We start from the raw sequence: 26,893 nt of genomic DNA, 5'->3' as shown, positions 1-26,893 counted from the left end.
CTATTTCGCCTCTTCGCTGGATCCGATCGCATGGAGATAGCGCGCCACGGAGCGCTCGATGGCTGCCTTGCCGCCGCTCGCGATCGTTCGGCCCGGGAAAGCCCCGAAGACGGCGTCGAACGCGAACGGCCGCACCGCCGCCACGATCCGCCGTACCGCCGCCGCGCCGAGCGGGACCAAGTTGGGATAGGAATACATAAAGCTGACGTGGCGCCGGTCGGCGACGACCTGGATCGTGTCGCCGGAAAAGAGCGCGCCGCGCCCGCCGAGCGCGGCGCCGTCGTGAAGAACCGCCGCCCCGTCGAAATGTCCGCCGCAACGGATGATGGTCGCTTCATCGTCGAGCCGAAGCGCCTCGCCCTCCCATAGGCGGACGAGCGGATCGCGGCGCTGCAACCAGCGTTCGTCGGCGGCGTGAACATGGACCGGCGCGTCGAAGGCCTGCGCCCATTCGACAATCGCCGAATAGTAATGCGGGTGCGAGATGGCGATTGCCGAAAGCCCGCCCATGCCCGCGATCCGAGTCCGCGTCGCGTCATCAAGCAGGCTGAGGCAATCCCAGAGGATCGCGCCACCCGGCCGCTCGATCAGGAACGCGCGCTGACCGATGGCGAAATGCGGATCGAGACGCAGGCTCCAGACGCCGGCCGCCTCCGCGCGCCATGTGATCGACCGGCTCGCGCCGAGCGCACCGAAATCGGTCCAGACTTGCCCGCCCTCCGGCACGAACTGTCGCGCATCGGCGCAGATCGGACAGATCGCGGGCGGCGGGGCCGCGCCCTGCTGAACGCCGCAGGCGGCGCAGATGGGGAGGGGAATTCCAGTCATGTCCCGAAGACGCGGAAGCGCGCCCGGCCGGCAAACTCACCGCTATTCGCGGTGAAAACTCCCGATAACATCAGCGCGCCAATTCTCAACACCATCCCTCCCGGCGTCCGCCACGATACGGGCGCGCCTGACCGGACACGATCATCGTTCGGGCCACATCCGCGCCGTCGATCCGCATGATCGCGAGATCACGGCCGTAGCGATCGGTTCCGCGACGGGTGATCGAGACATCTTCGGCGGACCAGATCATGCGACGGAGCGCCCAGGTCGCCTCTACGCCCCGCGCCGCCTCGCTGACGCATTCCGGCGAAAACACCTCCGGCGTATCGAACCCCATGAGACGGGCGGATCGAACCCCGTCGCCCGGGCAGTAGATCCGAACCGTATCGCCATCGACGACGCTGACCACCCGGCACCCGTCATGCGCGGTGACGACGCCGTTGAGAGCGTCGCCGGCCATCGGCGCGAGCACGAGAAGTGCGGCCGCTGCGCCCGGCACGATGAAGATCGCGCGCGGAATCGTCTGCGGTCGCGCCGGCGAGGCGCGGCGCCCCCGGCGCCGCGGCGGACGCCGCCGATAGGGAACAACCTTGTCGCGCCTACGCTTCCACGCCATCGCGCTACATCCTGAAGACGCCGAAGCGCGGCTCGCCGATCGGGGCGTTCAGCGCGGCGGAAAGAGAAAGCGCCAGCACGTCCCGCGTACGACGCGGGTCGACAACGCCGTCGTCCCAAAGCCGTGCGGAAGCGTAGAGCGGGTGCGACTGATGGGTGAACTGCGCGAGGATCGGGTCCTTGATCGCGGCCTCCTCTTCGTCGGTCAGCGTCTCGCCCCGCGCCTCACGCGCGTCGCGTTGCACGGTCGCCAGAACGCCGGCGGCCTGCTCGCCCCCCATCACGGAAATGCGACTCGAGGGCCAGGTCCAGAGAAAACGCGGGGAATAGGCCCGCCCGCACATGCCGTAATTCCCGGCCCCGAAGGAGCCGCCGACGATCATCGTCACTTTCGGAACCTGCGCCGTCGCCACCGCCGTCACCAGCTTGGCGCCGTGGCGGGCGATGCCCTCGGCCTCATATTTCCGTCCCACCATGAACCCGGTGATGTTCTGAAGAAAGACAAGCGGGATCTTCCGCTGGCAGCAAAGCTCGATGAAATGCGCGCCCTTGGCGGCGCTTTCGGAATAGAGGATGCCGTTATTCGCGACGATGCCGACCGGAGCGCCCTCGATATGCGCGAACCCTGTGACGAGGGTCGGCCCGAACCGCGCCTTGAACTCGTCGAATCTTGAACCATCGACGGTGCGCGCGATCACCTCGCGGATGTCGTAAGGGGTGCGGAGATCGGCGGGAACGACGCCAAGCATCTCTTCCGGGTCGTAAGCCGGCGGCTCCGGCGCCCGCAATTCGACCGTCGCCGGCTTCGGGCGATTCAAGCCGGCGACGATCTCGCGCGCCAACGCCAGCGCGTGCGAGTCGTTCTCCGCCAGATGATCGGCGACACCGGATAGCCGCGTGTGGGTGTCGCCGCCGCCGAGCGTCTCCGCGTCCACCACTTCACCCGTGGCCATCTTCACCAGGGGCGGCCCCCCGAGGAAGATCGTGCCCTGGTTCTTGACGATGATCGTCTCATCCGACATCGCCGGGACATAGGCGCCGCCGGCGGTGCAGGAGCCCATGACGACGGCGATCTGCGGCACGCCCTTCGCGGAGAGATTGGCCTGATTGTAGAAGATCCGCCCGAAATGCTCGCGGTCGGGGAAGACCTCGTCCTGGTTCGGCAGGTTCGCGCCGCCCGAATCGACAAGATAGACGCAGGGCAGGCTGTTCTGATCGGCGATCTCCTGCGCGCGGAGATGCTTCTTCACCGTCATCGGGTAATAGGTGCCGCCCTTCACCGTGGCGTCGTTGCAGACAATCATCACATCGCGCCCCGAGACCCGGCCGACGCCGGCGATCAGACCGGCGCCGGGCGCGGCGCCGTCATACATGCCGTGAGCGGCTGTGGCCCCGATCTCAAGAAACGGGGCGCCCGCGTCGATCAGACCGGCGACGCGGTCGCGCGGCGGCAGCTTGCCGCGCGCGACATGGCGCGCCATCGACCGCGCGCCGCCCCCCGCTGCTGCTGCTGCGGCGGCGTTCGCAACCAGCTCAAGCGCCTCCAGATGCGCCTTGCGGTTGGCCGCGAAGGCCGGATCGCGCGGCAGCGCGGTGGTGGCGAGCTTCATGCCTCAGTTCTCCGTGTATTCGACAAGACCGCGAATCTCCATCGCGCGTCGCGCCGTGTGCTGCATGATGCAGTCAGCGCCCCAAGGATGCGCCAGCGTGCCCCGGATCAGAATATGCGGAAAGGCGCAATCGGCGTCGCGAAACGCGATCCATGCGCGTTGCACCTTTCGCATTGCGGCGGCCTGTTCCGCGTCGAGCCGGGGCAGAAGCCGCTGGTACTCGCGATTGAGGATCGTGTCCCAGGCCTCGGCCTCGCCGGCGATGCACTGGACCATGCCGGCCGTCGTCTGGCCGTCAGGCGTATCCATGCAGGGTTGCGCGTGGAGACCGAGGCAGAGATCCGCGGGATTGCCGTGAACGCCGGCCTCGGCGACGCAGGCGTCAATCCGCTCCACCAGCGCCCTGCTCTCCTGATGGTCGGCGCCAACGGCGAGCGCGGACACGACGATGAGGAGGAAAACGCCCGCGGCGCTTCGCAGGCCCGTCATCGCGACACGGCTCACGCCGTCGCCCGCATCAGTTCGCGTCCGCAGAGCATCCGGCGGATCTCCGAGGTGCCGGCGCCGATCTCCATCAACTTGGCGTCGCGGAATATCCGGCTGACCGGGCTGTCGTTCAGGAAGCCAGCGCCGCCCATCGCCTGCACGGCCTGCACCGCCTGATTCATCGCCTGCTCGGAAGCGTAGAGGACGCAGGCGGCGGCGTCCTGGCGCGTGACCTCGCCGCGATCGCAGGCGGCGGCCACTGCATAGACATAAGCGCGGGCGGAATTCATCGCGGTGTACATGTCGGCGATCTTGCCCTGCATCAGCTGAAAATTGCCGATCGACTCACCAAACTGCTTTCGGTCATGCATGTATGGCATCACATGGTCGAGACAGGCATGCATGATGCCGACGCCGATGCCGGAGAGAACGACGCGCTCATAGTCCAGCCCCGACATCAGGACCTTCGCGCCGCCGCCTTCCTCGCCGAGGATGTTCTCGTACGGAATCTCGCAATCCTCGAAGATCAGTTCGGCGGTGTTGGAGCCCCGCATCCCCAGCTTGTCGAAATGCGGGCTGGTGGAGAAGCCTTTCATCTCCTTCTCGACAATGAAGGCGGTGATTCCCTTCGGCCCGGCTTCCGGGTCGGTTTTGGCGTAGACCACCAGTGTGTCGGCGTCCGGCCCGTTGGTGATCCAGTATTTCGTCCCGTTGAGAACAAAGCGGTCGTTTCGCTTCTCCGCCCGCAGCTTCATCGAGACGACGTCGGAGCCTGCGCCCGCCTCCGACATCGCGAGCGCGCCGACATGCTCGCCCGAGATCAGCCGCGGCAGGTAGCGCCGCTTCTGCTCTTCCGCGCCGTTCAGCCGGATCTGGTTGACGCAGAGATTGGAATGCGCGCCATAGGAGAGCCCGACCGAAGCGGAGGCCCTGCTCACCTCCTCTACGGCCACGGTGTGCGCGAGATATCCAAGCCCGACACCGCCATACTCCTCCTCCACGGTCACGCCGAGAAGCCCGATCTCGCCCATCTCGCGCCAGAGCTCCATCGGAAAGGCGTTTGAGCGGTCGATCTCGGCCGCCATCGGCGCCACCCGCTCCTGCGCCCAGCGATGGGTAAGCTCGCGCAGACTCTCGACATCCTCGCCGAGCGCGAAATTCATCGACGCCATGAACATCAGTCAGGCCCTCCCTTCGGTCGCACCGTCGCCGCGACCATCTCTACGTAAAGCGCTTCGATGGTGGAAGCCGGAAGACGCCCACCCTGTCGATACCATCCCGTTATGCCGGTCAGCATGGCGATGATCGCCAGCGCGGCGACTTTCGGCTCCGGCGCATGAAACGCTCCGGCCGCCACGCCGCGCGCGATGATCCCTTCGAGCCGGTCCTCATAGGCGCGCCTCAACCGCTCGACCCGGTGGAAATTCGGCTGATCGAGGCTCCGGAGCTCCATATAACTGACGAAAACCTCGTCGATCCGTTGGCGGTGGAACCGAATGTGAAAACGCGCAAACGCCTCCAACGCCGCGGCTGGAAACGCATCCGCGGCCGCCATCGGTTCGGCGTCCCACGCGGCGAGCAGGTCGGTCATGTGGCCGACCATCAGCCCGACAAGCAGGTCCTGCTTGGTGGTGAAATGATTGTAGATCGCGCCAGCGCCGACGCCGACTTCGGATGCGATCTCCCGCATCGAGACGGCGGCGTAGCCGTGCCGGGCGAAAAGGCCGGTGGCCGCGGCGCGGATCCGCGCCGCCGTTTCCTCACCCTTCGATCCCGCCTGACGCGCCATCGCAGCCCCCTCGGAATCAACATAAATGAACGTTCGTTTATTTTCAATTGGGTTGCCCTGCGCGCGCCTGCCGTTACTGTCTCGCGAACACGAGAAGGAGACGCCATGATCGACCTGTACACTTGGAGCACGCCGAACGGCCGCAAGGTCTCCATCGCGCTGGAGGAGTTCGGCCTTCCCAACGAGACGCACGCGATCAACATCGGGAAGGATGAACAATTCGCTCCGGAATTCCTCGCGATCAGCCCGAACAACAAGATCCCCGCGATTCGCGATCGCGACAGCGGCCAGACGGTGTTCGAAAGCGCGGCGATCCTGATCTGGCTGGCGGAGACGCATGGCCGGTTTCTCCCCGCCTCCGGCCCCGGCCGGGTTGCGGTCATGGAATGGCTGATGTGGCAGATGGGCGGTTTCGGCCCGATGCTCGGTCAGGCGCATCATTTCCTGAAGTTCAACCCCGGCAAGGCGCCCTACGCCGAGGACCGCTTCGCCAACGAGACCAAACGCCTCTACGGCGTGCTCGACCGCCGTCTGGCGGAGTGCGCGCATGTCGCCGGCGACGAGATGAGCATCGCCGACTTCGCGATCTGGCCCTGGGCTTCCCGCTACGAATGGCAGCGGATCGACATGAACGATTTCCCCAACGTGAAGCGCTGGTATCTGGCGCTGGCGGCCCGCGAGGGCTTCAGGAAAGGCTACGACAAACCCGAGATGGGCAACGTCATCCCTCTCCCGGACTGACGGATTTCCCCGCTTGACGAGCCGCCGGCCCCCGCCTAGAACCCGCGCCGTGTGGCGGAGTAGCTCAGCTGGTTAGAGCAGCGGAATCATAATCCGCGTGTCGGGGGTTCAAGTCCCTCCTCCGCTACCAAAATTCCTCATGTTTTTCAAAAGAGTGTGGATACGCCACCTCTGTGCGATGCGCGACTGGCCGGCCTCGGGTATCGCTCGGGTAGCACGGTGGAGACTCGGCGCTCCGAATGAACAGCAACCGTGAGTCGAGACACTACAGCGCGGCAAGAACGTCTTTGAAGCTTGAGAGCCCTGCTTCGAGGTCTTCGATGATTTCCTCCACAAGTTCTTCTGGTTCCGGCAGGTTGTCCAAGTCTGTAAGAGCCTGGCTCGAAACTCGGTCAAACATAACAATACCTTGCGAGGCGTCTGGTGAGCAGTCGGATATGCGCGACGTTCGCCCACGCCTCGGACGAGGCGATGGATCGCTCCCAGTCCTTGGCGAGACGGCGGCATCTTCCAAGCCATGCGAAGGTGCGCTCGACAACCCATCGCCTTGGAATGATCTCGAACCCTTCGGCGCGATCAGATCGCTTGATGATCTCGATGCGCCAGTCGCCGAACCCGGTCAGGGCGCGGCGCAGTTTCTTCCCGGCATAGCCGCCGTCCATCGCCCGGCAGGTGAATGGAACATTCACCGAGAGGGTGCGAAGACGTGGCGCAGCCACGGCCAGCGTCTGCGGATGGACGCCAGCACGAGCGGGGCGCCGTCGCGGTCCTGCACGCCGGCGCCGTGAACGACCAGGCCAACCATCAGCCCAATCGTATCGACCACCATGTGGCGCTTGCGGCCCCTGATCTTTTTCCCAGCGTCGTAGCCGCAAACCCCTCCCGCCTCTGTGGTTTTCACGCTCTGACTGTCGATCACGCCTGCGGTCGGAGACGCCTCGCGCCCCTCCAGCTCCCGTGACACCATCACCAGCGCATTGTTGAGTGCGGGCCAGAAGCCTTCGTCCCGCCAGCGGTAGAAGTAACGCTGCACGGTCGAAACAGGCGGAAACTCCGTCGGTAGATAGCGCCAAGGGCAGCCGGTCGAGGCGATGTAAAGGATCGCGTTCATCACCTCCCGCAGATCGGTCGTGCGCGGGCGGCCCAGACCGCGTCGATCAGGCATGTAGGCGGCGATCACCTCCCATTCCCGATCCGTCAGGTCGCTTGCATAGCGCGCTGACCGTCGCGCATATTCCGCGCGGGCGATATCATCCCAGGGCATCGGGCCTCCGTCAGTCGTTGCAAACCGACGTGAATCACAACCCTCTGATATCGCTCAACTCATTTCGGGGCAGGCTCTAAGTGACGCCATTTTTTTCTCTCATCTCCGGGGTAATATGCAGTGCAATAGACCACGCTCACCAACGTTTGTGAGTGTGTTGGAATAATAATTCCGCCCAGTCTCCAATAAATAATCTCTTTTATATAATTTATCTCTATGTCTTCTATCGCATGACATAAATTGAACCCCTCTATGAACAATGCCGCACGAACTAGTGCATTTTCTCATTGTTTATAGTTGCTCAAACCTCTATGTTTTCTTTGTCAACGTGACGCGCTACGCTGTTAGTACACCCCTAGCCCCGGCTGGGGGTTCGTTGTTTTTAGGCCTTTTTCCTGTATGGGCCACGCTTTTTCGGCGCTTTCTCATTCGCATCAATCGGCGCGATGATATCCGAGATATCCCAAAGGCGGTCAGCCAGGCCAGCGGCCATCGCAGGAGTGACGCGGAGCATCTGATGCACCTTGACGAAGTTGTAATACAGAAAATGCAACGCGACGGGGCAGGAAGTGTGTTGATCGGCTTGGAATAGGGCCCCCGTTTCGGGGCTGATCGGCTTCCAAAAGGGACCCCTCCGAGACTTGGGTCCACAGTGCTTCCAGGGATGATCCTGGAGCCAAGATTGGGATGCTGATTGTGGAGACGGGCGCCAAGATCCGCCGGGCGCGTTTCGTGCAGGGCAAGGCCATCAAGGAGATCCGCCGGGAGCTGCGGCTGTCTCGGAAGGTCGTGAGGAAGGTGCTGCGGTCCGACGAGACCGCGTTCGCCTATCAGCGCAGCGTCCAGCCGCGACCCAGACTTGGGCCATGGACGGATGCGCTCGACGATCTGCTCGCAGCGAATGCGGCGCGCAGCAGCCGCGAGCGAGTGACGCTGACGCGCATCTTCGAGGACCTGCGGGGCGTGGGCTACGAGGGCGGTTACGACGCCGTCCGACGCTACGCCGCGTCATGGCGCCGGCGCGAGAGCGCGGCCACGGCGGCGGCCTTCGTGCCGGTGATCTTCGATCCCGTCGCCCGACAGGCGAATGCGAAGCAATCGCCGAGAGGGGGAGAGGCCTATCAATTCGACTTGAGCCACGAGATCGTGCTGGTCGCCGACGCCACGGTCACCATCAAGGTGGCGCGCATGCGGCTCTGTCACAGTCGGATGCCGTTCGTTCGGGCATATCCGCGCGAGATGCAGGAGATGGTGTTCGACGCCCATGACAAGGCGTTTGCGTTCTTCGGCGGGGCCTGCACGCGTGGTGTCTACGCCAACATGAAGACAGCGGTGGACGCGATCCTCGTCGGCAAGGACCGCGCCTACAATCGTCGTTTCCAGCAGATGTGCGGTCACTATCTCGTCGAGCCGGTGGCGCGCGCCCCCGCATCCGGCTGGGAGAAGGGTCAGGTCGAGAGCCAGGTCGGCACGCCGCGGCAGAACGTCTTCGCGCCGCGGGTTCGGGTCAAAAGCCTGGGGGAGCTCAACGACTGGCTGGCCGATCGATGCGTCGAGTGGGCGAAGGCGCGCCCCCATCCCGAGATCGTCGGCAAGACGATCTGGGAGGTCTTCGAGGCCGAGCGCGCCAGCCTCGTGCCGTATCGCGGCTCTTTCGACGGCTTCCACGCGATCCCGGCGGCGGTCTCCAAGACATGCCTCGTTCGGTTCGACAACAACAAGTACTCGCTCGACGCCAGCGCCGTTGGTCGGCCTGTGGAGATTTGCGCCTATGCAGAGCGCATCGAGATCCGGCAGGAAGGCCGCGTCGTCGGCGAGCACGCCCGCGCCTTCGGCCGCGGCGGGACGGTCTACGATCCCTGGCGCTACGTGCCGATGCTGGCCCGCAAGCCCCCTCTCGGCGAATGCGAGCTTTCGCCTGCCGGGCGACGGGAGGCTCTGCGTAATGGCGCCCCGTTCAGGGACTGGGAGCCGCCGGTCTCGATCGAGCGCATCCGGCGCAAGCTGAAGGCGGCGCCAGACGGCGGCCGGCAGATGGTGGATATGACGGCGTCCTCGCGACAGCGGTGAAGCGCCAGCACGAGCCCCAGCAGGTGGTTCATCGCCCGGCAGGCGATTGCGAAGCAATCTGCCGAGAGGGGGCGATCTGCTGAAGGCCGAGATCGACGAGAAGCAGGCGAGGTCGATCAAGCGCCAGATGACGATAGCCAAGATGCCGCTGGCCAAGGACCTCGAGGACTTCGACTTCGACGCCGCAGACATCAACGAGACGCTGGTCCGCGGCCTCGCCGCCGGCGGCTTCATCGAGCGCCAGCGCAATGTCGTGCTGATCGGCGGGACAGGGACCGGCAAGATCCACGGCGCCATCGCGATCGCCCGCGCCTGCAGCCGCCGTGGCGCCCGAGGCCGCTTCTTCAACGTCGTCGATCTGGTCAACAGGCTCGACGCCGAGGCCCGCGCCGGCCGGCAGAGCCGGATCGCAGACCATCTGTGCCGCCTGGACTTCGTGGTCATGGACGAGCTCGGCTATCTGCCCTTCGCCCAGTCAGGCGGGCAACTGCTGTTCCATCTCGTCAGCAAACTCTACGAGCGCACCTCGGTAATCGTGACCACGAACCTCGCCTTCGGCGAATGGCCCACCGTCTTCGGCGACGCCAAGATGACAACCGCACTGCTCGACCGGCTCATCTTTCCGCCGATACGCTTGTGAAAGCTGAACGTTTTGGTGCCTGATGTACTGACACGCAGCACGAGACCCGGCACAATCGTATCGCGAAAGTCGATCCGTTTTTCGGGATCGGGCGTGCGGGTTTCGATGAACTTCTTTGTGAGTTTCTGTTTCATAAGCCCATGTTAAGATGGGCGGATGAGCCGCGTCAGGGACAACCCTAGAAGGTTTGCGGGGGTTTTGGTCGCGCTGCGCTAAACTGAGATACCCGTGTGGTCATTGGTGCGCTGGGGTTTCACTCGGGTAGCAAGATCAGCTTGTTTGAATGATATGGCGTGAGAGAGGTCGACGCGACCTGCCAAGCAAAAATATAATGATTTCATGGACTAATGTGCCGGGGTGAGTGACCCTGAAACCGGGAGTCTGGATCGGAAGGAAAAATCGTAATCCGCGTGTCGGGGGTTCAAGTCCCTCCTCCGCTACCAACGAAACTTCACAGGCGATCGGTATTGTTGAGTAGATTTCCTTGTCGGCACTCTCGGCCCAACGTTTTTGCACCCAGAACGGCTGAAGAACGGCCCTCCGACAGGCGCTCTTGGTCGCCCTCCCGGAGACGGACATTGGCATGCGCGGCGAGAGACGCTGCGTAAGGAGCTGAAATCTGCGGGATCGCAGCGCTCCCGCGTTCGCTCTCCCAGCGCGCTATGAAGGGCGCGCGCGCCATCCGCCAGCCAAGCCCGGCGCCACCAGCACCACGAAGAGCGCCATGAAAATCAGGGCGAGCGCCACGACGTCCCGTACGCCGATGGGCTCGCCCAGGATCCAGGCGCTGGAGAAGACGCCGACCACGGGGACAGCCAGCGTTCCGATCGACGCGATGGCGGCGGGAAAGATCTGGACGACGGAAAAAAACGCCCACTGGCAATAAATCATCGGAATAGCGAAGAGATAGGCGAGCGCGCAGATCGCGCGCCAGCTAAGCGCTGTGAGGTTCGGCGACGGCTCCAACGCCGCGGCGAAGCTGGTGATCACGAGCGCCCCGATCGCCAATTGCCATCCGACCGCCGAAGCGACCGGGAGGGTCCAGGCGAACTTCTTGAAGAGCACGGCCCCCGCAGCCCAACTGATCGACGCACCGAGCATGAAGAGCGCGCCGGTGGGCGTAGCCCCCAGCGCGGCAAGGTCGGGGCCAATGAGCGCACCAAGCCCCGCGACGCCGAGAATGAGACCGGCGATCTTCCAGGGGGTGATCGGCTCGCCAAGAATCAGCGCCGCAAGCATCGCGGCCCAGACAGGCATCGTGAATGCGATGATCGAGGCCCGCCCCGCGGGCATCAGCGAGACCCCATAAGCAGTCAGTATATGCCAGCCAATGATGTTGAAGAGCGCGCAGATCAGAAGCGGCCGAAGATCGGCCCGCGCCGGCCAGACGCGCAACCCGCTGAGGGCGGCGATCAGCAGAAGACCCGCGGCGCCCGCCCCGACGCTGAACGATCGAAACCACCAAACGGGCAGTTCCTCCAGCGCGATCTTCATCCCTGGCCAGTTCAGCCCCCAGAAAGGTCCGAGCGAAGCGAGCATGAAGTAACCCGTCAATCGCGAAGTGGCCGGAGGAGATGAAGTCTGCATCGAACGGCGCCCTTCCCGCGCGGGAATGCGCGATGGCGAAAGTCTAGTGGCGGGCGCGCGCCGGGGCCAGACCGGCGGCGACAGGATCGCGCATCGACACCGGGCGTCGAAGTCTCAGACCTTCGACGCCACCCGAACGCCCGCGGTCAGATGAACTGTCCTGGCCTGGCGGTTGCACGGAGCGATGCTCTCGCCCGTCAATGCACTTTCCGCCGGGCGACTCGCCCTCTCGCTTTTGCGCTTGCGATGACGCCGATCGCGGCGGCCATCACGATCTTCTTCGTCGAGCCCCTGATCCCGACATTCGCCCCCCACGCATGACCGGCCCGCCCCGGTCGGGAGGGAGATGGCGTGAGCGGAGAGCAAACAGAGGCCGCCGGCGCCGCGAGAACGCGCGGCCCCGATGGCGGACGGGCGTCCCCCTCGGGCGGCCTCGGGCGCGATGCGGCGCGCACGAAGCGCGGGCTACCCCTCGAACTCCACCAGCAGATCCTTCGCGTCGACCTGGCTTCCCACGGGCGTCACGACGGTCTTGACGACGCCGCCAGTCTCGGCATGGATCGCGGTCTCCATCTTCATCGCTTCGATGGCCATCACCACCTCGCCCGGCGCGACGGTCTGCCCCTCGCGCACCGCGACGGAGGCGATCACCCCCGGCATCGGGGCCGCCACGTGAGCCGGATTTCCCGGCTCCGCCTTCGGGCGCTTGGCGGCGCTCGCCGCGACCGAGCGGTCGGGAACGCGGATCACCCGGGGCTGTCCGTTCAACTCGAAGAAAACCTTCACCTCGCCGTCGGAATTCGGTTCCGAAACGGTCTGGAGGCGCAGGATCATCGTCTTGCCGGCCTCCAGTTCGATCGAGACTTCCTCGCCTTCCTCCATTCCGTAGAAATAGGTCAGCGTCGGCAGCACCCGCACCGGCCCGTAGTCGCGATGCCGACCCATGTAGTCGAGAAACACCTTGGGATACATCAGATAGCCGCAGAGATCCTCGTCATCGATGGCGAAGCCGTCCAGCTCCGCCGAAATCTCGGCCCGCACCGCCTCGAAATCGACCGGCGCCATGCCTTCACCCGGACGCCCGGTGAGCGGCGCCTCACCCTTCAGCACCTTCTTTTGCAGCGCCTCGGGAAAGCCGCCCGGCGGCTGACCAAGCCCGCCGCGGAAGAAATCCACGACGCTTTCGGGAAAGGAGACGTCATTCGGCCCCTCGACATCCGCCCGGCTTTGCCCGGCCGCGACCATGGAGAGCGCCATGTCGCCCACGACCTTGGAGGAGGGCGTGACCTTCGGGATGTCGCCGAACATCCGGTTCACCTCGGCGTAGGTCTCCGCGACCTCGCCCCAGCGATCCTCCAGCCCCAGGCTGCGCGCCTGCGCCTTCAGATTGGTGAACTGCCCGCCGGGCATTTCGTGGAGATAAACCTCGGAAGCGCCGGAGATCGTGCCGCTCTCGAACGCGGCGTAGAGGGCGCGCACCCCCTCCCAATACCGCGAGATCTCGCGGATCGCCGGGCCGTCGAGCCCGGTGTCGCGCTCCGAGCCCCTGAGCGCCTCGACGATGGAGCCAAGACAGGGCTGGGACGTGCCGGATGAGAATGCGTCCATCGCAGCGTCGACCGCGTCGACCCCGGCCTTCGCCGCCTCGAGAATCGAGGCCCCGGCGACGGCGGAGGTGTCATGCGTGTGGAAGTGGATGGGAAGGCCGACTTCCTCCTTTAGCGCCTTGACCAGAACGCCGGCGGCGCGCGGCTTCAGAAGCCCGGCCATGTCCTTCAAACCGAGGACATGCGCGCCGGCCGCCTTCAGGTCCTTCCCCATCCTCACGTAATAGGCGAGATCGTATTTCGCCCGGTCCGGGTCGTGGATGTCGCCGGTATAGCAGATCGTCCCTTCGCAGATCTTCCCGCTCTCGATCACCGCGTCCATCGCGACGCGCATGTTCTCGACCCAGTTCAGACTGTCGAAGACGCGGAACACGTCGACACCGGATTCGGCCGCGCGATGAACGAATTTCTCCACCACGTTGTCGGGATAATTGGTGTATCCGACGCCGTTAGCGGAGCGCAGCAGCATCTGCGTCAGGAGGTTGGGCATCGCTGCGCGCAACATTCTCAGGCGTTGCCACGGACATTCCTGCAGGAACCGATAGGCGACATCGAATGTCGCCCCGCCCCAGCATTCCATCGAGAAGAGCGTCGGCATGTTGTGCGCGTAGGCCGGCGCAACCTTCAGCATGTCATGCGCTCGCATCCGCGTCGCCAGCAACGACTGGTGCCCATCTCGCATCGTGGTGTCGGTGATGAGGAGCTTCTTCTCCGCCAGCATCCATTCCGCGACGCCCTGCGCACCCTTCTCCTCCAGCAATTGCCGCGTGCCGGGGGCCGGCGCGGCGGCGCGCAATGCGGGCGGTTTCGGCGGTTTCGCGTAGGCCGGCGGGCGCGGGCGGCCCGCCGCCTCCGGATGCCCGTTGACGGAGATATCCGCGATATAAGTCAGCAGTTTCGTCGCCCGGTCACGACGCTTGCGGAACTTGAAGAGCTCCGGGGTCTCGTCAATGAACTTGGTCGTATAGGTCGCGTCCTTGAATTTCGGATGGTTGATCAGGTTCTCGACGAAGGCGAGATTGGTCGCGACGCCACGGATGCGGAACTCGCGCAGCGCGCGGTCGAGCCTCAGCCTCGCCTCCTCCGCCGTCGGCGCCCAGGCGGTCACCTTCTCCAGCAGGCTGTCATAGAACCGGGTGATGACCGCGCCGGAATAAGCGGTGCCGCCGTCGAGCCGGATGCCGAAGCCGGTCGCCCCGCGATAGGCGGTGATCCGACCGTAATCCGGGATGAAATTGTTGGTCGGGTCTTCGGTCGTCACGCGGCACTGCACGGCGTGGCCGCGCAGATGGATGTCCTTCTGCGCCGGCACGCCGGTCTCCTCCACCAGGCCGACCCGACCGCCCTCGGTGATGCGGATCTGCGCCTTGACGATGTCGATCCCGGTGACCTCCTCGGTCACGGTATGCTCGACCTGCACCCTTGGATTGACCTCGATGAAGAAGAACTCATGCGTTTCCGCATCCATCAGGAACTCGACCGTCCCGGCGCAGCGGTAATTCGCGTGAGCGGCGATCTTCAGGCCGAGGCCGCAGATCTCTTCCCTCTCGGCGTCGGTCAGCAGCGGGTCCGGCGCCCGCTCGACGACTTTCTGATTGCGTCGCTGGACGGAGCAGTCGCGCTCAAACAGGTGGACGAGATTGCCGTGGCTGTCGCCCAGCACCTGCACCTCGACATGGCGGGCGCGGGTCACCAGCCGCTCAAGAAAGCCTTCGCCATTGCCGAACGCGGCCACAGCTTCGCGCCGTCCCTCCAGCACCTTCGCCTCCAGCTCGTCCGGCCCGAAGATCGGCCGCATCCCGCGTCCGCCGCCGCCCCATGACGCCTTCAGCATCAGCGGATAGCCGACCTCGTCCGCCATCTTGCGCACTTCGTCCATGTCGTCGGGCAGCACGCCGGTCGCCGGCACCACCGGCACCCCGGCGCTGATCGCCGCCTCTCGCGCGCTCGCCTTGTCGCCGAGGAGCCGCATCGTCTCCGCCTTCGGACCGATGAAGGCGATTCCCGCAGCCTCACACGCGTCGACGAAATCCGGGTTCTCGGAGAGCAGGCCATAGCCCGGATGGATCGCATCCGCTTCGCTCTCATTCGCGACGCGGATGATCTCCGGGATCGAGAGATACGCCTCGATCGGCCCCAGCCCCTCGCCGATCTGATAGGCTTCGTCGGCCTTGAAACGATGCAGGCCGAGCTTGTCCTCCGCCGCGTAGACCGCGACGGTGCGCTTGCCGAGTTCGTTCGCCGCGCGCATCACCCGGATCGCGATCTCGCCGCGATTGGCGATCAATATCTTCCTGAAATCTCGCATCTATCCATCCTTCAACCCGCGCGAATCGGCGGCTCAAGCTACGCTTCCCGATTGCGCCTGCGAAGCGCCAAAGCGCACAGTCCCGAAATCCGCCGCGTCAGGGTCCGCCCAGCCGGGATACGATCCGGTCGAACGCAGCGCGATCCTCCGCGTCGAGCCGGGCCAGAAGCTCCGCCTCGTAAGCGCGCGCCAGCGGGATCAGCTCCGCCATCGCCGCCTCGCCCGCTTCGGTCAGCGTGAGCGCGACCAGCCTGCCGTCACGCTCATCGGCTTTCTTTTCGACCAGCCCGGTCCCCTCCAGCCGCGCCGCGGCGCGAGAGGCTTTCGATTTTTCGAGACCCGCACGCAGGTGAATGTCCCGCACGGAGACCGCGCCGGAGGCGCTCAGATGCGCGAGAACACGCCATTCCGCGTTGGAAATACCCAGCATGTCGCGATAGATCACAGAAAACTCCCGGCTAACGCGAGATGAAAGCGCCGAAAGGCGGTAGGGCAGAAACCTGTCCAATTCGAAACCACCGGCCATGCGCAATCATTGCAAGCGCAATGGGTGGCGCGCAACCATGGAAACGTCGTCTCGACCCGACGAAGGCCTGCGTGCCGCGCTCGGGACTGGAGAAGATCGCATGTCCGCGCCTGCGATCGTCCCGCAGCCGTGTTTCCGGCGCTCGCAGAGAAAGAAGCGCCGTCCGCTATCGCCCGCGCGCCGTGCCACCGCGCCTGAGTTGCGAAAGGGCCGCCGCTTCGCCGCCAACGCGCGCCGATGGCGGGCCGGATTCGGTGTCGCGCCGGGCATGCATGGCGTCTTGCGCTCGTCCCCCACGCGAAATTTCCCGTGTTCCGCGCAAGGAGGCGGTCCAAAATCTATCGGATCGAGCCTATATTGCCGGTGGCGTCGCCTTCCGAGGGCGAGTCGCCCCGCGTAGCAAAATGAAACGCAGGAGAAGCCAATGACCCGACACATCATCGACGACCGAACCGAACAGCTCAACGCCAGTGTGTTGAAACGGTTTGGAGAAATCGAGCACCGGGAAGCCGGCACGCTGAGCGACAGGGCGAAGATCCTGCACCGCCAGAGGCGGGAAACGGACCGGAGCCGCATGAGGCACTACGCGCGAATCGAGCGGGGGTTGAGCGCCTGATCTTGATTTCATTGCATTTGCAACGAATAATGCGGGCGTGCAACCCGAGGTGAATCCATGAACAAGCAGCAACCGCCCGCGGCCTTCGCCCACACCGATTCCGCGCATGACAGCCGCTACGGCGTGACGCCGGGCTACATGCCCGGCTTCGGCAACGATTTCGAAACCGAGGCCCTGCCGGGCGCGATTCCGGTGGGCCGCAACTCGCCCCAGCGGGTGAACTACGGCCTTTACGCCGAGCAACTCTCGGGCTCACCGTTCACCGCGCCCCACGGCTCGCTGGAGCGATCATGGATGTACCGCATCCGGCCTTCGGTGAAACATGTCGGCCGGTTCAGGAAGATCGACCTGCCGCACTGGAAGACCGCGCCCAACGTCATCCCGGACGTCACGTCGCTCGGCCAGTATCGCTGGGACCCGGTTCCCTTCCCGAAGGAGAGACTGACCTTCATCGAGGGCATGCGGACGATGACCACCGCCGGCGACGTGCACACCCAGGTTGGCATGGCCAGCCATGTCTATCTCGCCAACGCCGACATGGTGGACGACTATTTCTACTCCGCCGATTCGGAGCTTCTGATCGTCCCGCAACACGGCCGCCTCGCGATCTCGACCGAATTCGGCCGTATCGACCTCGAACCGCTGGAGATCTGCGTCCTGCCACGCGGCATGGTCTTCAAGGTCGCGCTGCCGGACGGGGAAGCGCGCGGCTTCGTCTGTGAAAACTACGGCGCGAAGTACACATTGCCGAATCGCGGACCGATCGGCGCCAACTGCCTCGCCAATCCGCGCGACTTCAAGACGCCGGTCGCCGCCTTTGAGGACAAGGAGACGCCCTCTCGCGTCTGGATCAAGTGGTGCGGCCAGTTCCACGTCACCGAGATTGACCATTCGCCGCTGGATGTCGTCGCCTGGCACGGCAATTACGCGCCCTACAAATACGATCTCAGAACCTACGCCGCTGTCGGTTCGATCACATTCGACCACCCGGACCCGTCGATCTTCACCGTCCTCACCGCGCCCACCGCGGAGGAAGGCACCGCGAATATCGACTTCGTGATCTTCCCCGAGCGCTGGCTCCCCCAGGAGGACACGTTTCGCCCCCCCTGGTATCACAAGAACATCATGTCGGAGCTGATGGGCAACATCTACGGCCAGTATGACGCCAAGCCGCAGGGCTTCGCGCCAGGGGGGATCAGCCTCCATAACTGCATGCTGCCGCACGGCCCGGATCGCAACGCCTTCGACAAGGCGACGACCGACAGCTGGGAGCCGATGAAGCTGAAAAACACCATGAGCTTCATGTTCGAGACCCGCTTTCCCCAGCAACTGACCGAATTCGCCGCGAAGGAGGCGCCGCTGCAGGACGACTACATCGATTGCTGGGACGGGCTGGAGAAGAAATTCGACGGAACGCCCGGCTTGAAGTAAACCTCGGAATACCCGAGTGACGGGCGGGGGTCGCGCGACCCCCGCCCGCAGCCGCATCAGGAGTTCCCATGCCGCTCTTGCCGAGCCGTGTCGCCAGCGCGAACGATCCGACCAGCCCCTTTCCGCTCAACAACCTGCCTTACGGCGTTTTCTCCACCCGTTCGGCCGCGCCGCGCTGCGGCGTCGCGCTCGGCGATAAGGTGGTCGATCTTCACGCGTTGGAAGGGTCGGGGCTGCTCAACGCCGGCGCAGGCAAGCCGGTTTTCGACAAGCCGTCTCTCAACGCGTTCATGGGCCTTGGCAAGCCTTACTGGGCGCGCGTCCGCTCGCGCCTGCAGGCGCTTCTGGCGGAAGGCGAGACCCGTGTGCTGCCCAATGCGGCCCTCGTTCCGCTCAAGAACGTGCGGATGCACATGCCGTTCAAGGTCGCCGAATACACGGATTTCTACGCTGGCCGGAACCACGCCTTCAATGTCGGCTCGATGTTTCGCGGGCCGGAGAACGCCCTGCCGCCGAACTGGCTCCATATCCCGATCGGCTATAATGGCCGCGCCTCCACCGTCGTCGTCTCCGGGACGGACATTCACCGTCCGCTCGGCCAGATGAAGCCGCACGGGAGCGAGACCAACATCTTCGGGCCCTGCCGGCGGCTCGATATCGAGCTGGAGATGGGCGCCGTCGTTGGAACCGGGAATCCGATGGGCAAACCCGTCACCGTCTCCGAAGCCGACGAGATGATCTTCGGCTATGTCCTGCTGAACGACTGGTCGGCGCGCGACATCCAGGCCTGGGAATATCAGCCGCTCGGCCCGTTTCAGGCCAAAGCCTTCGCCACCTCGATCAGCCCCTGGGTGGTGACGCGCGCGGCGCTGGAGCCGTTCCGCTGCTCCACCCCCGAGCGCGAGCATGAGCTTCTGCCCTATCTGCGTGAGCCGAAGCCGATGCTCTACGACATCGACCTCAGCGTCCGGATGCGGCCCGAGGGCGCGGCGAGCGCCACCACGCTCAGCCGCACGAACTACAAGGAGATGTACTACTCCGCGGCCCAGCAACTCTGCCACCACGCCATCGGCGGCTGCGCCATGCGCACCGGCGATCTTCTCGGCTCCGGCACGATCTCCGGCCCGACGAAGGAGGAGCGCGGCTCCCTCCTGGAGCTGTCATGGGGCGGGAAGGAGCCAATCACGCTGGACACCGGCGAGACGCGCAGCTTCCTCGAGGATGGCGACGAGATGACCCTGGAGGGCCACGCCAGCGGCGACGGCTACCGCATCGGCTTCGGGGACTGCGTCGGGAAGATCCTTCCGGCGCCTGCGGAGAGGAACTGGGGCTGACGGAGCGCGCCGCGCCCGCGGCGGAAGGCGAGTGAAACAGGCGATCCGGCGGGCGCCGCCCGCTGAGAAACGGGAACGACATGGCCAGAAAATTCGCGTCGCAAGGCGACCTCACTGAAAAGAAGATCAGCTTCACCGAGATCGGCGAAGGGCTCTGGGCGTTCACCGCCGAGGGCGACCCGAATTCCGGCGTCATCATCGGCGATGACAGCGTGATGATCGTCGAGGCGCAGGCGACCCCGCGCCTCGCCAACATGGTGATCGAGAAGGTCCGCGAGGTGACCGACAAGCCGATCACCCATCTCGCGCTCACCCATTATCACGCTGTCCGCGTGCTCGGCGCCTCGGCCTTCAACGCCGACCAGATCATCATGTCCGACGCCGCCCGCGCCATGGTGGTGGAGCGCGGGCAGGAGGATTGGGACAGCGAGTTCCAGCGCTTTCCCCGGCTTTTCGAGGGCCATGAAAGCATCCCCGGCCTCACCTGGCCAACGACCACGTTCTCCGACTCGATGACCGTCTATCTCGGCAAGCGGCGGGTCGACATCATGCATGTCGGGCGCGCCCACACCGCTGGCGACGCGGTGATCCATGTGCCCGATTCCGGCGTCATGTTCACCGGCGACATCGTCGAATACCACTCCGCCTGCTATTGCGGCGACGGCCATTTCGGCGACTGGGGCGATACGCTCGACGCGGTGAAATACTTCGACCCCGAAGCCATCGCGCCGGGCCGGGGCGACGCGCTTCAGGGCCGCGAGATGGTCGACGCCGCGCTCGAAGCGACCCGCGATTTCATCGAGAGCACCTACCGCCCCGTCGCCCGCGTCGCCGCGAAGGGCGGAACACTGAAGGACGCCTGGGACGCGGTACGCGCGTCCTGCGACGAGAAGTTCAAGGACTACGCGATCTACGAGCACTGCCTCCCCTTCAACGTCGCCCGCGCCTATGACGAGGCGCGCGGCGTCGACACGCCCCGCATCTGGACCGCCGAGCGCGACATCGCGATGTGGGAGGCGCTGCAGGGCTGAGAGGCCGGAACATTCGCCTGCGCGGCGCGGAGGCGAACGGCGGAAATTCGCTCGATTTCCCGGTTCCTTCGCGCCGCGTCCTGCTAAGGTGGGCCGCCGCCGCCGGACAAGGAACTTCGTGATGTCCCTCCGCCCCGCTCTCAGCCTCATGGCTCGCAACAACCGCTACGCCAACGCCGAGCTTGGCGCGGCCGTGATCCGCCTCGGGGCGGCGGGGTTCAATGCGCCGGGAACCAGCTTCTTTCCCTCGATCGGGGCGACGCTGAATCACATCCTCGCCATCGATCTCTACTATCTTGACGCGCTGGAGGAAGGCGGCGTCGGCCGCGCCGCCTATCTTGATTTCGCCCATTTCGCCGATCCCGCCGCCCTCGTCGAAGCGCAGCAGGCGGCGGACATGCGCCTCATCGCCTTTTGCGACCGGCTGACCGAGTCCGACCTCGCCCGCACCGTTCCGACCGACAGGGGCGCGCCGGTTCCGGAGCGGATCGACGCCCTCCTCCTTCACCTGATGCTGCACGATGTCCACCACCGCGGGCAGGCCCACGCGATGCTCGCCGGAACAAAGGTTCCTCCGCCGCAGCTCGACGATTTCTTTCTTGATCACGGGCGGACGGAGGCGGCGCGAAACGCCCTCGCGCTCTGACCCGCCGCTGGCGGCGTCACCCAAGCTCCTGCAACCCACGCCGCAGATCCTCGGGGCCGAGGCTGGAAAGCACGGCGTCCACGGCATCATGCGTCTCGCGCCATACGGGGACCACCTCTTTCAGCAGGGCGCGGCCCTTGTCGCTTAGCCGCAATCTCCGCGCACGGGCGTCCTTCGCGTCGGGCGCCGAACTCACCAACCCGCGCCGTTCCAGCGGTTTCAACGCCGCCGTCAGCGTGGTCCGGTCCATCCCAAGGAGCGGAGACAGATCGCCGATCCGTGGGCCGTCGGGGCGGTTCAGCGCCATCATGAGCGAGAATTGGCCATTGGTCAGCCCGAAGGGCCTGAACGCCTCATCGAACCGCCGCGCCAGCGCGCGCGCTGCGCGTTGAACCGAGAGGCAGAGGCATCGGTCGCGCACCTCAAGCGTGGTGGAGAGCGGCAGGTCGGGATCCATCATGGAATTTATGTTGATATCAACTTATATCCGAGTCAAGCTTCTGGGGTGATTCTCGGAAAGGAGAGCATGTCATGTCATATGTCAGCGGATTCCTGCAGGCCGTGCCGAACGCCAACAAGGCCGCCTACAAGGCGATGGCCGAGAAAGGCTGGGCGATATTCAAGGACTACGGTTGCCTCTCGCTCCGCGAGAACTGGGGCGTCGACGTCGCCGACGGCAAGGTTACCTCCTTCCCGATGGCGGTGAAGAAGAAGGAGGATGAGACCGTCGTCTTCTCGTGGATGGAATGGCCCGACAAGGAAACATGCGACAAGGCGTGGGAGGCGATGATGAAGGACCCGCGCATGGCCGAGATGGGTGAGATGCCGTTCGACGGGATGCGCATGATGTGGGGCGGGTTCGAACCGCTCGTGACCCTCGACCGCTCGGCGTGAAGGCTTCGCGATGGCTATCGAGATCAGCGCCTTCGCCTGGGTCCCGCCGTTCGCTTCCGGTCATGTGAGGGACCTTCGCCCCCGCTGGGCGCTGGAGGAGGCGGGGCTCGTCTACAAGGTCCGGCTTCTCACGTTCGAAGAGAAGGAAACCCGGGAATACCGCGCCTGGCAGCCATTCGGGCAGGTTCCCGCCTATCGCGACGACGAGGTGCGGCTTTTCGAATCCGGCGCGATACTGCTTCGCATCGCGTCGCTATCCGACACGCTCCGCCCCCGTACCGCGCAGGAACAGGCCGACATCAGCGCCTGGCTTTTCGCCGCGCTGAACTCCATCGAGCCGATGACGATGAACCTCACCCTTCCCGCTCTATTCCATGCCGGTGAGCCCTGGGTGGAGGGTTTCCGTCCGCACGCCGAGAAGCTGGTCGATCTCAGGCTGAAATCGCTTTCCGCCTGGCTGAAAGATCGCGAATGGCTCACCGGCCGCTTCGGCGTCGCGGACATCATGATGGCGACCGTTCTGCGCGACCTCAGGGAGGAGGCTGTCCTCACCCGTTATCCCGTCGCCGCCGCCTATTTGGAACGCTGCCTCGCCCGGCCCGCATTCAGGAAGGCGTTGGACGACCAGATCGCCGACCACGCCGCGCATGCGCCGGCTGAAACCGTGAACTGACCGCTCGGGCCGGGGTGGGCGCCCCGCGTGCCTTGGTCTACCGCGCGCGCAGCGCCCGGATCAGGTCATTCTTGTTCTTCTTCGAACGGCCCTCGACGTTGAGTTCTTTCGCCCGGTCATACAGCTCAGCCTTCGACCATTGCTCGTAAGGGGCCGCCTCGCCGCCCTTTTTTGAAGGATGCATGTTCGGATTAGCCTTCGCGTTCGCGATCCGCGCCGCCTTCTCCTTCGAGGCGCCGTCGCGACGAAGCGCCTGATATGTGTCTTTGTCCTTGATCGTCGGTTCAGCCATTCTGAAATCCTCCATCCCGCGCTCAGGCCATCGTCACTTCGAAATGGGATTTCACCACCACGCGGCCATCCATGCGTTCGATGCGATAGCGCCTGGCGGAACAGGGCGCCGCGTCGCCGATCGTCACGCCGGCGACCCTGATCGGCGCCGTGGCGGGCTCGACCCGGCGAACGACGCCGCAGCCGCCGCCCTCCACCGAGTCCCATTCCACCATATCGCCGATTTCATAGACATCGCGCACGGCGCGCCTCCTTTCGCTTTCCCTACGAAAACAACACGCCGCATGAACGAAAGGTTCCGCGCCCCGAAGATCAGCCGATCAGGCCGCCATCCTCGCGACGGATCGCGATGATGGCCGAACGCGGCGGCGCGTCGCCGCCCTCCGGCCAGTGACCGCCCTCCCCGCCCGGATGCTGGATCCCGACGAAAGCGGTGCGCCGGTCCGGACTCCAGCAAAGCCCGGCCACCTCCGCCCCTTTCGGACCGACGAGGAAGCGCCGTATCTCGCCGGTCGCGGGGTCCGCGATCAGCATCTGGCTGTTGCCCTGGCCGGCGAAGTCCCTCTTCTCCGGATCGCCCCCGTCGGTCTGTATCCAGAGCATCCCGGTTTCGTCGAAGGCCAGCCCGTCCGGCGCGTTGAACATGTTGCCTTCATTCACATTTTCAGAACCGGCGTTGGCGCCACGATGCACCGCGGGGTTGCCAGCGATGACGAAAAGGTCCCATTCGAACCGGTCTGCGGCGTGGTCGCCCTCCGCCGGACGCCAACGGACGATCTGGCCGTATTTGTTCGCTTCGCGCGGATTCGGACCGCCGACCGGCGTCTCATCGCCGCCAGCGTTCGGCTTCCTGCCACGCGCCTTGTTGTTGGTCAGCGCGCAGTAAACCTCCGGTTTCTTCGGGTTGAGCGCGACCCATTCCGGCCGGTCCATCGTCGTCGCGCCGACAGCGGAGGCGGCGAGGCGCGTGTGGATGCAGATCTCCGCCAAATCCGCCATCCCGGTCGTCTCCGGCGTCAGCGCCAGCCACTCGCCAGTTCCGTCATCGTGAAACTTCGCGGCGAAAAGCGCTCCCTCCTCCAGCAGCATCGCCGTCTCGCCGCCAGGCGCATAGACTCCGTCCGAGACATAGCGATAGAGAAACTCGCCCCGCTCATCATCGCCCATATAGACGACGATCCGGCCATCGCCATTCACCACGACTTCCGCGTTCTCGTGCTTGAACCGGCCAAGCGCTGTGCGTTTTTTTGGCGTCGACTCTGGGTCGGCCGGATCAAGCTCGACGACGTAACCGTGCCGGTTCGGCTCATTCGGATGTTTCGAGACATCGAACCGCTCGTCGATCCGCGCCCAGCGATACCCCCAGTCGCGCGCAGAGACCCCGTAGCGCCGCAGCGCGGGCGAGACCTCATACGCGCGGTCGGCGGCTGAGAAATACCCGTTGAAGTTTTCTTCGCAGGTCAGATAGGCGCCCCATGGCGTCCTGCCGGCGCCGCAATTGTTGAAGCCGCCGCGCACCAGAACCCCCGCCGGGTCCGCCGCCGTCTTGAGCAGATCATGCCCGCGGGCCGGGCCGGTGATCTCCATTGGCGTCTGCGGCGTGATGCGGCGGTTCAGCATGCTGTCTTGCACCACGCGCCAGCCGCCATCCGCCTCGGCGATCTCGATGACGCTCAACCCATGCGCCATCATTGCCTTGGCGATATCGTCGTCATCAGCCGGTTTCGCCCTCGGGCGGTTCGACCAGATCACGCGGGTGTTGGCGTATTCGTTGTTGACCGCCAACACGATGCGGCCGTCGATGACGAACATCTCCATCCCATCGGTGTTGGCGCCAAAGGCGCGCGCCTGGCTTTCCGCCGTTCCGAGAGTCTCGGGGTCGAACTCCGGCCCATCGGCGCTGATCGGATCGCCCCAGCGGATCAGCACCTCGGCGCGATAGCCGTCCGGAACCGTCACCTCGTCTTTTGTGTTCGCCGCGACCTGCGCGAAGGCGAAGCGCCCGCCCCCGTCTTGCGCCGACGCAGCGGCGCCCGACCCGAGCATCGCGACGCCGCCAAAGGCGATCGCGCCGCCGAAAAAACCGCGCCGGCTCAGCGCCCGCTCGACCACCGCGTCGAACGCGCAACCTTCGGGGCGCGGGTTCACCAACTCGTCGAACTCGTCGAAGCTCAGGCCGTGGTCCTTCATCCGGAAACTCCCCCGATTTCGCGCGCCGCTTCATGATGTCATCGCGACAGTTAACGCTATTGCAGCCGGCCGGGCGCTACGGCAGCATGGACGGGAGCCGCGCGAACGCAAGAGGACCCCGGCCCGCCCAGCGATGAACCCGTGAGCCGCATGTGCCCTACGAATATCAGGAATTCCCCTATCTGACCCCCGGCCCGCTGGCTGGAAAGCCCGAAGCGCGCCACAAGGTCGTCATCGTCGGCGCCGGGCCGATCGGACTCGCCATGGCCGTCGATCTCGCGCTTCACGGCGTCGCCTCCGTCGTCCTCGACGACAACAACGTCGTTTCGCGCGGCTCACGCGCGATCTGCTGGGCGAAACGGACGCTGGAGATTTTCGACCGCCTCGGCATCGGCGAGCGGATGGTGACGAAGGGCGTCACCTGGAAGATCGGCCGCACCCGCCATCGCGACCGGGAGGTGTTCAATTTCGACCTGCTGCCCGAGGACGGCCACAAGATGCCCGCCTTCATCAATCTGCAGCAATATTACGTCGAGCAGTATCTCGTTGAGCGCTGTCGCGATTTCCCCGATCTCATCGACCTCCGGTTCCGGAACCGCGTGACGGGGGTGGAGCGCCATGACGACCACGCCGCCGCGACGGTGAGCACGCCGGACGGCGACTACCGGATCGAGGCGGAGTATCTTCTCGCCTGCGACGGCGCCGGAAGCCCGATCAGGGGCATGATGGGCCTCGATTTCGCCGGTGAGCTGTTCGAGGAACGCTTCCTGATCGCCGATATCGAAATGGAGGCGGATTTCCCCTCCGAGCGCTGGTTCTGGTTCGAGCCGACATTCCATCCGGGCCAGTCCGCGCTACTACACAAGCAACCCGACAACATCTACCGGATCGATCTTCAACTCGGCTGGGACGCGGACCCGGAGGTGGAAAGGAAGCCCGAAAACGTCATCCCCCGGATCGAGAAAGTGGTGGAGGGCCGCCCCTTCGCGCTCGACTGGGTCTCGATCTACACGTTCCAGTGCCGACGCCTGGAGCGTTTCATCCATGACCGGGTGATCTTCGTCGGCGACAGCGCCCATGTCGTCTCGCCCTTCGGGGCGCGCGGCGGCAATGGAGGGGTGCAGGATGTCGACAATCTCGGCTGGAAGCTGGCCGCGGTGGTCAAAGGCGATAGCGGACCGGCGCTGCTGGAGAGCTACGACCGGGAGCGGACCCATGCGGCCGACGAGAATATCCGCAACTCCGCCCGCGCCACCAAGTTCATGTCGCCCGCCGAAGGCGTGGAGCGGATCTTTCGCGACAGCGTTCTGGCGCTCGCGGCGCATGCGCCCTTCGCGCGCGGGATGGTGAATTCCGGCCGGCTTTCCCTCCCCTGTTCCTATCAGGGGACGGCGCCCGATGGGCCGGACGACGCGACGCTTCCCGCCGGCGCGGCGCCGGGCCGCCCCTGCCCGGATGCGCCCGTCGGCGGCGCGTGGCTGCTGAACCGGCTCGGCGGCCGATTCACGATGCTGGGCTTGAACACCGATCCACCCGAAATCGAAGGGGCCGCGGCGCTGCGGCTCGACGCGTCCGGCCTGCTCACGCAGCGTTATCTCGGCGACGCCCCGGCGGCGGTCTACCTGATCCGCCCCGACCAGCATGTCGTCGGCCGCTGGACGGACGCGAGCAAGGCTGACGCCGAAGCGGCGCTCGCCGTCGCGAAAGGAGGCTGAG

General features: G+C 65.2%; 22 protein-coding genes, 1 tRNA gene and 4 pseudogenes. 12 read left to right on the top strand and 15 right to left on the bottom strand.

The window, feature by feature from the left end; all coding sequences use genetic code 11:
* The 6 genes from G5B40_RS19050 to G5B40_RS19025 all read right to left on the bottom strand — a co-directional run bounded on the left by G5B40_RS19050 (window position 1) and on the right by G5B40_RS19025 (window position 5,328).
* Window positions 1-828 carry an MBL fold metallo-hydrolase gene (locus G5B40_RS19050; RefSeq protein ID WP_211907368.1) on the bottom strand — a complete coding sequence of 276 codons (828 nt, stop codon included), beginning with the start codon at window positions 826-828 and terminating at the stop codon, window positions 1-3.
* Window positions 829-913: 85 nt separating this feature from the next.
* Window positions 914-1,444 carry a thermonuclease family protein gene (locus G5B40_RS19045; RefSeq protein ID WP_165102136.1) on the bottom strand — a complete coding sequence of 177 codons (531 nt, stop codon included), beginning with the start codon at window positions 1,442-1,444 and terminating at the stop codon, window positions 914-916.
* Between the two features lie 4 nt (window positions 1,445-1,448).
* Entirely contained in the window at window positions 1,449-3,053 is a 1,605-nt protein-coding gene (locus tag G5B40_RS19040) for a carboxyl transferase domain-containing protein (RefSeq protein WP_165102133.1), read from the bottom strand.
* Window positions 3,054-3,056: 3 nt separating this feature from the next.
* Entirely contained in the window at window positions 3,057-3,557 is a 501-nt protein-coding gene (locus G5B40_RS19035; RefSeq protein ID WP_211907367.1) for a lysozyme inhibitor LprI family protein, read from the bottom strand.
* Window positions 3,554-4,717: an isovaleryl-CoA dehydrogenase gene (locus G5B40_RS19030; RefSeq protein ID WP_165102128.1), complete on the bottom strand. Its 1,164-nt coding sequence runs from the start codon at window positions 4,715-4,717 to the stop codon at window positions 3,554-3,556. Before G5B40_RS19030 ends, G5B40_RS19035 begins: the two co-directional genes overlap by 4 nt.
* Window positions 4,717-5,328 (bottom strand): TetR/AcrR family transcriptional regulator, encoded by a 612-nt coding sequence (locus tag G5B40_RS19025; protein WP_165102126.1) that lies wholly within the window; start codon window positions 5,326-5,328, stop codon window positions 4,717-4,719. Before G5B40_RS19025 ends, G5B40_RS19030 begins: the two co-directional genes overlap by 1 nt.
* Before the next feature lie 105 nt (window positions 5,329-5,433).
* Between G5B40_RS19025 and G5B40_RS19020 the strand changes: the two genes are divergently transcribed.
* Both G5B40_RS19020 and G5B40_RS19015 read left to right on the top strand, forming a co-directional pair.
* Window positions 5,434-6,069, top strand: coding sequence for a glutathione S-transferase family protein (locus G5B40_RS19020; protein ID WP_165102123.1), 636 nt, complete (start codon window positions 5,434-5,436; stop codon window positions 6,067-6,069).
* Between the two features lie 53 nt (window positions 6,070-6,122).
* Window positions 6,123-6,199: transfer RNA gene (locus G5B40_RS19015), tRNA-Met, on the top strand.
* 262 nt (window positions 6,200-6,461) lie between these two features.
* On the opposite strand, the pseudogene G5B40_RS19010 reads toward G5B40_RS19015, so the two are convergent.
* A pseudogene (locus G5B40_RS19010) lies at window positions 6,462-7,333 on the bottom strand (IS5 family transposase).
* A gap of 382 nt (window positions 7,334-7,715) precedes the next feature.
* Window positions 7,716-7,892 (bottom strand): annotated as a pseudogene (locus G5B40_RS21320) (IS1 family transposase); the annotation flags it as partial.
* A gap of 128 nt (window positions 7,893-8,020) precedes the next feature.
* Here G5B40_RS21320 and istA point away from each other — a divergent pair.
* Both istA and istB read left to right on the top strand, forming a co-directional pair.
* Window positions 8,021-9,379 (top strand): annotated as a pseudogene (istA, locus tag G5B40_RS19005) (IS21 family transposase); the annotation flags it as partial.
* Between the two features lie 14 nt (window positions 9,380-9,393).
* Window positions 9,394-10,043 (top strand): annotated as a pseudogene (gene istB, locus G5B40_RS19000) (IS21-like element helper ATPase IstB); the annotation flags it as partial.
* A 660-nt stretch (window positions 10,044-10,703) separates the two neighbouring features.
* On the opposite strand, the gene G5B40_RS18995 reads toward istB, so the two are convergent.
* From G5B40_RS18995 to G5B40_RS18985, 3 genes are all read right to left on the bottom strand, one after another.
* On the bottom strand, window positions 10,704-11,630 hold the full coding sequence (locus G5B40_RS18995; RefSeq protein WP_165102120.1) for a DMT family transporter: 927 nt from the start codon (window positions 11,628-11,630) through the stop codon (window positions 10,704-10,706).
* Window positions 11,631-12,095: 465 nt separating this feature from the next.
* On the bottom strand, window positions 12,096-15,545 hold the full coding sequence (pyc, locus tag G5B40_RS18990) for a pyruvate carboxylase (RefSeq protein WP_165102117.1): 3,450 nt from the start codon (window positions 15,543-15,545) through the stop codon (window positions 12,096-12,098).
* Window positions 15,546-15,642: 97 nt separating this feature from the next.
* Entirely contained in the window at window positions 15,643-15,990 is a 348-nt protein-coding gene (locus G5B40_RS18985) for a MarR family winged helix-turn-helix transcriptional regulator (protein ID WP_246209639.1), read from the bottom strand.
* 505 nt (window positions 15,991-16,495) lie between these two features.
* Between G5B40_RS18985 and G5B40_RS18980 the strand changes: the two genes are divergently transcribed.
* The 5 genes from G5B40_RS18980 (at window position 16,496) to G5B40_RS18960 (ending at window position 21,129) form a co-directional block, all read left to right on the top strand.
* Entirely contained in the window at window positions 16,496-16,687 is a 192-nt protein-coding gene (locus G5B40_RS18980) for a hypothetical protein (protein ID WP_165102112.1), read from the top strand.
* Between the two features lie 57 nt (window positions 16,688-16,744).
* On the top strand, window positions 16,745-18,118 hold the full coding sequence (gene hmgA / locus G5B40_RS18975) for a homogentisate 1,2-dioxygenase (RefSeq protein ID WP_165102109.1): 1,374 nt from the start codon (window positions 16,745-16,747) through the stop codon (window positions 18,116-18,118).
* A gap of 68 nt (window positions 18,119-18,186) precedes the next feature.
* Window positions 18,187-19,452: a fumarylacetoacetase gene (gene fahA / locus G5B40_RS18970; RefSeq protein WP_165102106.1), complete on the top strand. Its 1,266-nt coding sequence runs from the start codon at window positions 18,187-18,189 to the stop codon at window positions 19,450-19,452.
* Window positions 19,453-19,532: 80 nt separating this feature from the next.
* Window positions 19,533-20,483: an MBL fold metallo-hydrolase gene (locus G5B40_RS18965; RefSeq protein WP_165102104.1), complete on the top strand. Its 951-nt coding sequence runs from the start codon at window positions 19,533-19,535 to the stop codon at window positions 20,481-20,483.
* Between the two features lie 121 nt (window positions 20,484-20,604).
* Complete coding sequence (locus G5B40_RS18960; RefSeq protein WP_165102101.1) at window positions 20,605-21,129, top strand: DinB family protein; 525 nt, start codon at window positions 20,605-20,607, stop codon at window positions 21,127-21,129.
* 16 nt (window positions 21,130-21,145) lie between these two features.
* Here the strand turns inward: G5B40_RS18960 and G5B40_RS18955 are convergent, their stop codons facing one another.
* Window positions 21,146-21,586 (bottom strand): MarR family winged helix-turn-helix transcriptional regulator, encoded by a 441-nt coding sequence (locus G5B40_RS18955; protein ID WP_211907482.1) that lies wholly within the window; start codon window positions 21,584-21,586, stop codon window positions 21,146-21,148.
* A 74-nt stretch (window positions 21,587-21,660) separates the two neighbouring features.
* On the opposite strand from G5B40_RS18955, the gene G5B40_RS18950 reads away from it, so the two are divergent.
* Both G5B40_RS18950 and G5B40_RS18945 read left to right on the top strand, forming a co-directional pair.
* Window positions 21,661-22,023, top strand: coding sequence for a DUF1428 domain-containing protein (locus G5B40_RS18950; protein ID WP_165102096.1), 363 nt, complete (start codon window positions 21,661-21,663; stop codon window positions 22,021-22,023).
* A 10-nt stretch (window positions 22,024-22,033) separates the two neighbouring features.
* Entirely contained in the window at window positions 22,034-22,696 is a 663-nt protein-coding gene (locus G5B40_RS18945) for a glutathione S-transferase family protein (protein ID WP_165102093.1), read from the top strand.
* A gap of 37 nt (window positions 22,697-22,733) precedes the next feature.
* Here the strand turns inward: G5B40_RS18945 and G5B40_RS18940 are convergent, their stop codons facing one another.
* The 3 genes from G5B40_RS18940 to G5B40_RS18930 form a co-directional block, all read right to left on the bottom strand.
* Window positions 22,734-22,988, bottom strand: a complete 255-nt coding sequence (locus G5B40_RS18940; RefSeq protein WP_165102090.1) for a DUF7218 family protein — start codon at window positions 22,986-22,988, stop codon at window positions 22,734-22,736.
* A 22-nt stretch (window positions 22,989-23,010) separates the two neighbouring features.
* Complete coding sequence (locus tag G5B40_RS18935; protein ID WP_165102087.1) at window positions 23,011-23,229, bottom strand: hypothetical protein; 219 nt, start codon at window positions 23,227-23,229, stop codon at window positions 23,011-23,013.
* 70 nt (window positions 23,230-23,299) lie between these two features.
* Window positions 23,300-25,177 (bottom strand): PhoX family protein, encoded by a 1,878-nt coding sequence (locus tag G5B40_RS18930; protein WP_165102084.1) that lies wholly within the window; start codon window positions 25,175-25,177, stop codon window positions 23,300-23,302.
* 152 nt (window positions 25,178-25,329) lie between these two features.
* Between G5B40_RS18930 and G5B40_RS18925 the strand changes: the two genes are divergently transcribed.
* Complete coding sequence (locus G5B40_RS18925; protein ID WP_165102081.1) at window positions 25,330-26,892, top strand: FAD-dependent oxidoreductase; 1,563 nt, start codon at window positions 25,330-25,332, stop codon at window positions 26,890-26,892.
* Window position 26,893 lies beyond the last annotated feature (1 nt).

It is taken from the genome of Pikeienuella piscinae (genome assembly GCF_011044155.1).
In the GTDB taxonomy this organism is placed as follows: Bacteria; Pseudomonadota; Alphaproteobacteria; order Rhodobacterales; family Rhodobacteraceae; genus Pikeienuella; species Pikeienuella piscinae.
Note: the sequence above shows the minus strand (reverse complement) of the source record. Positions and strands in the feature narration are given on the sequence as shown.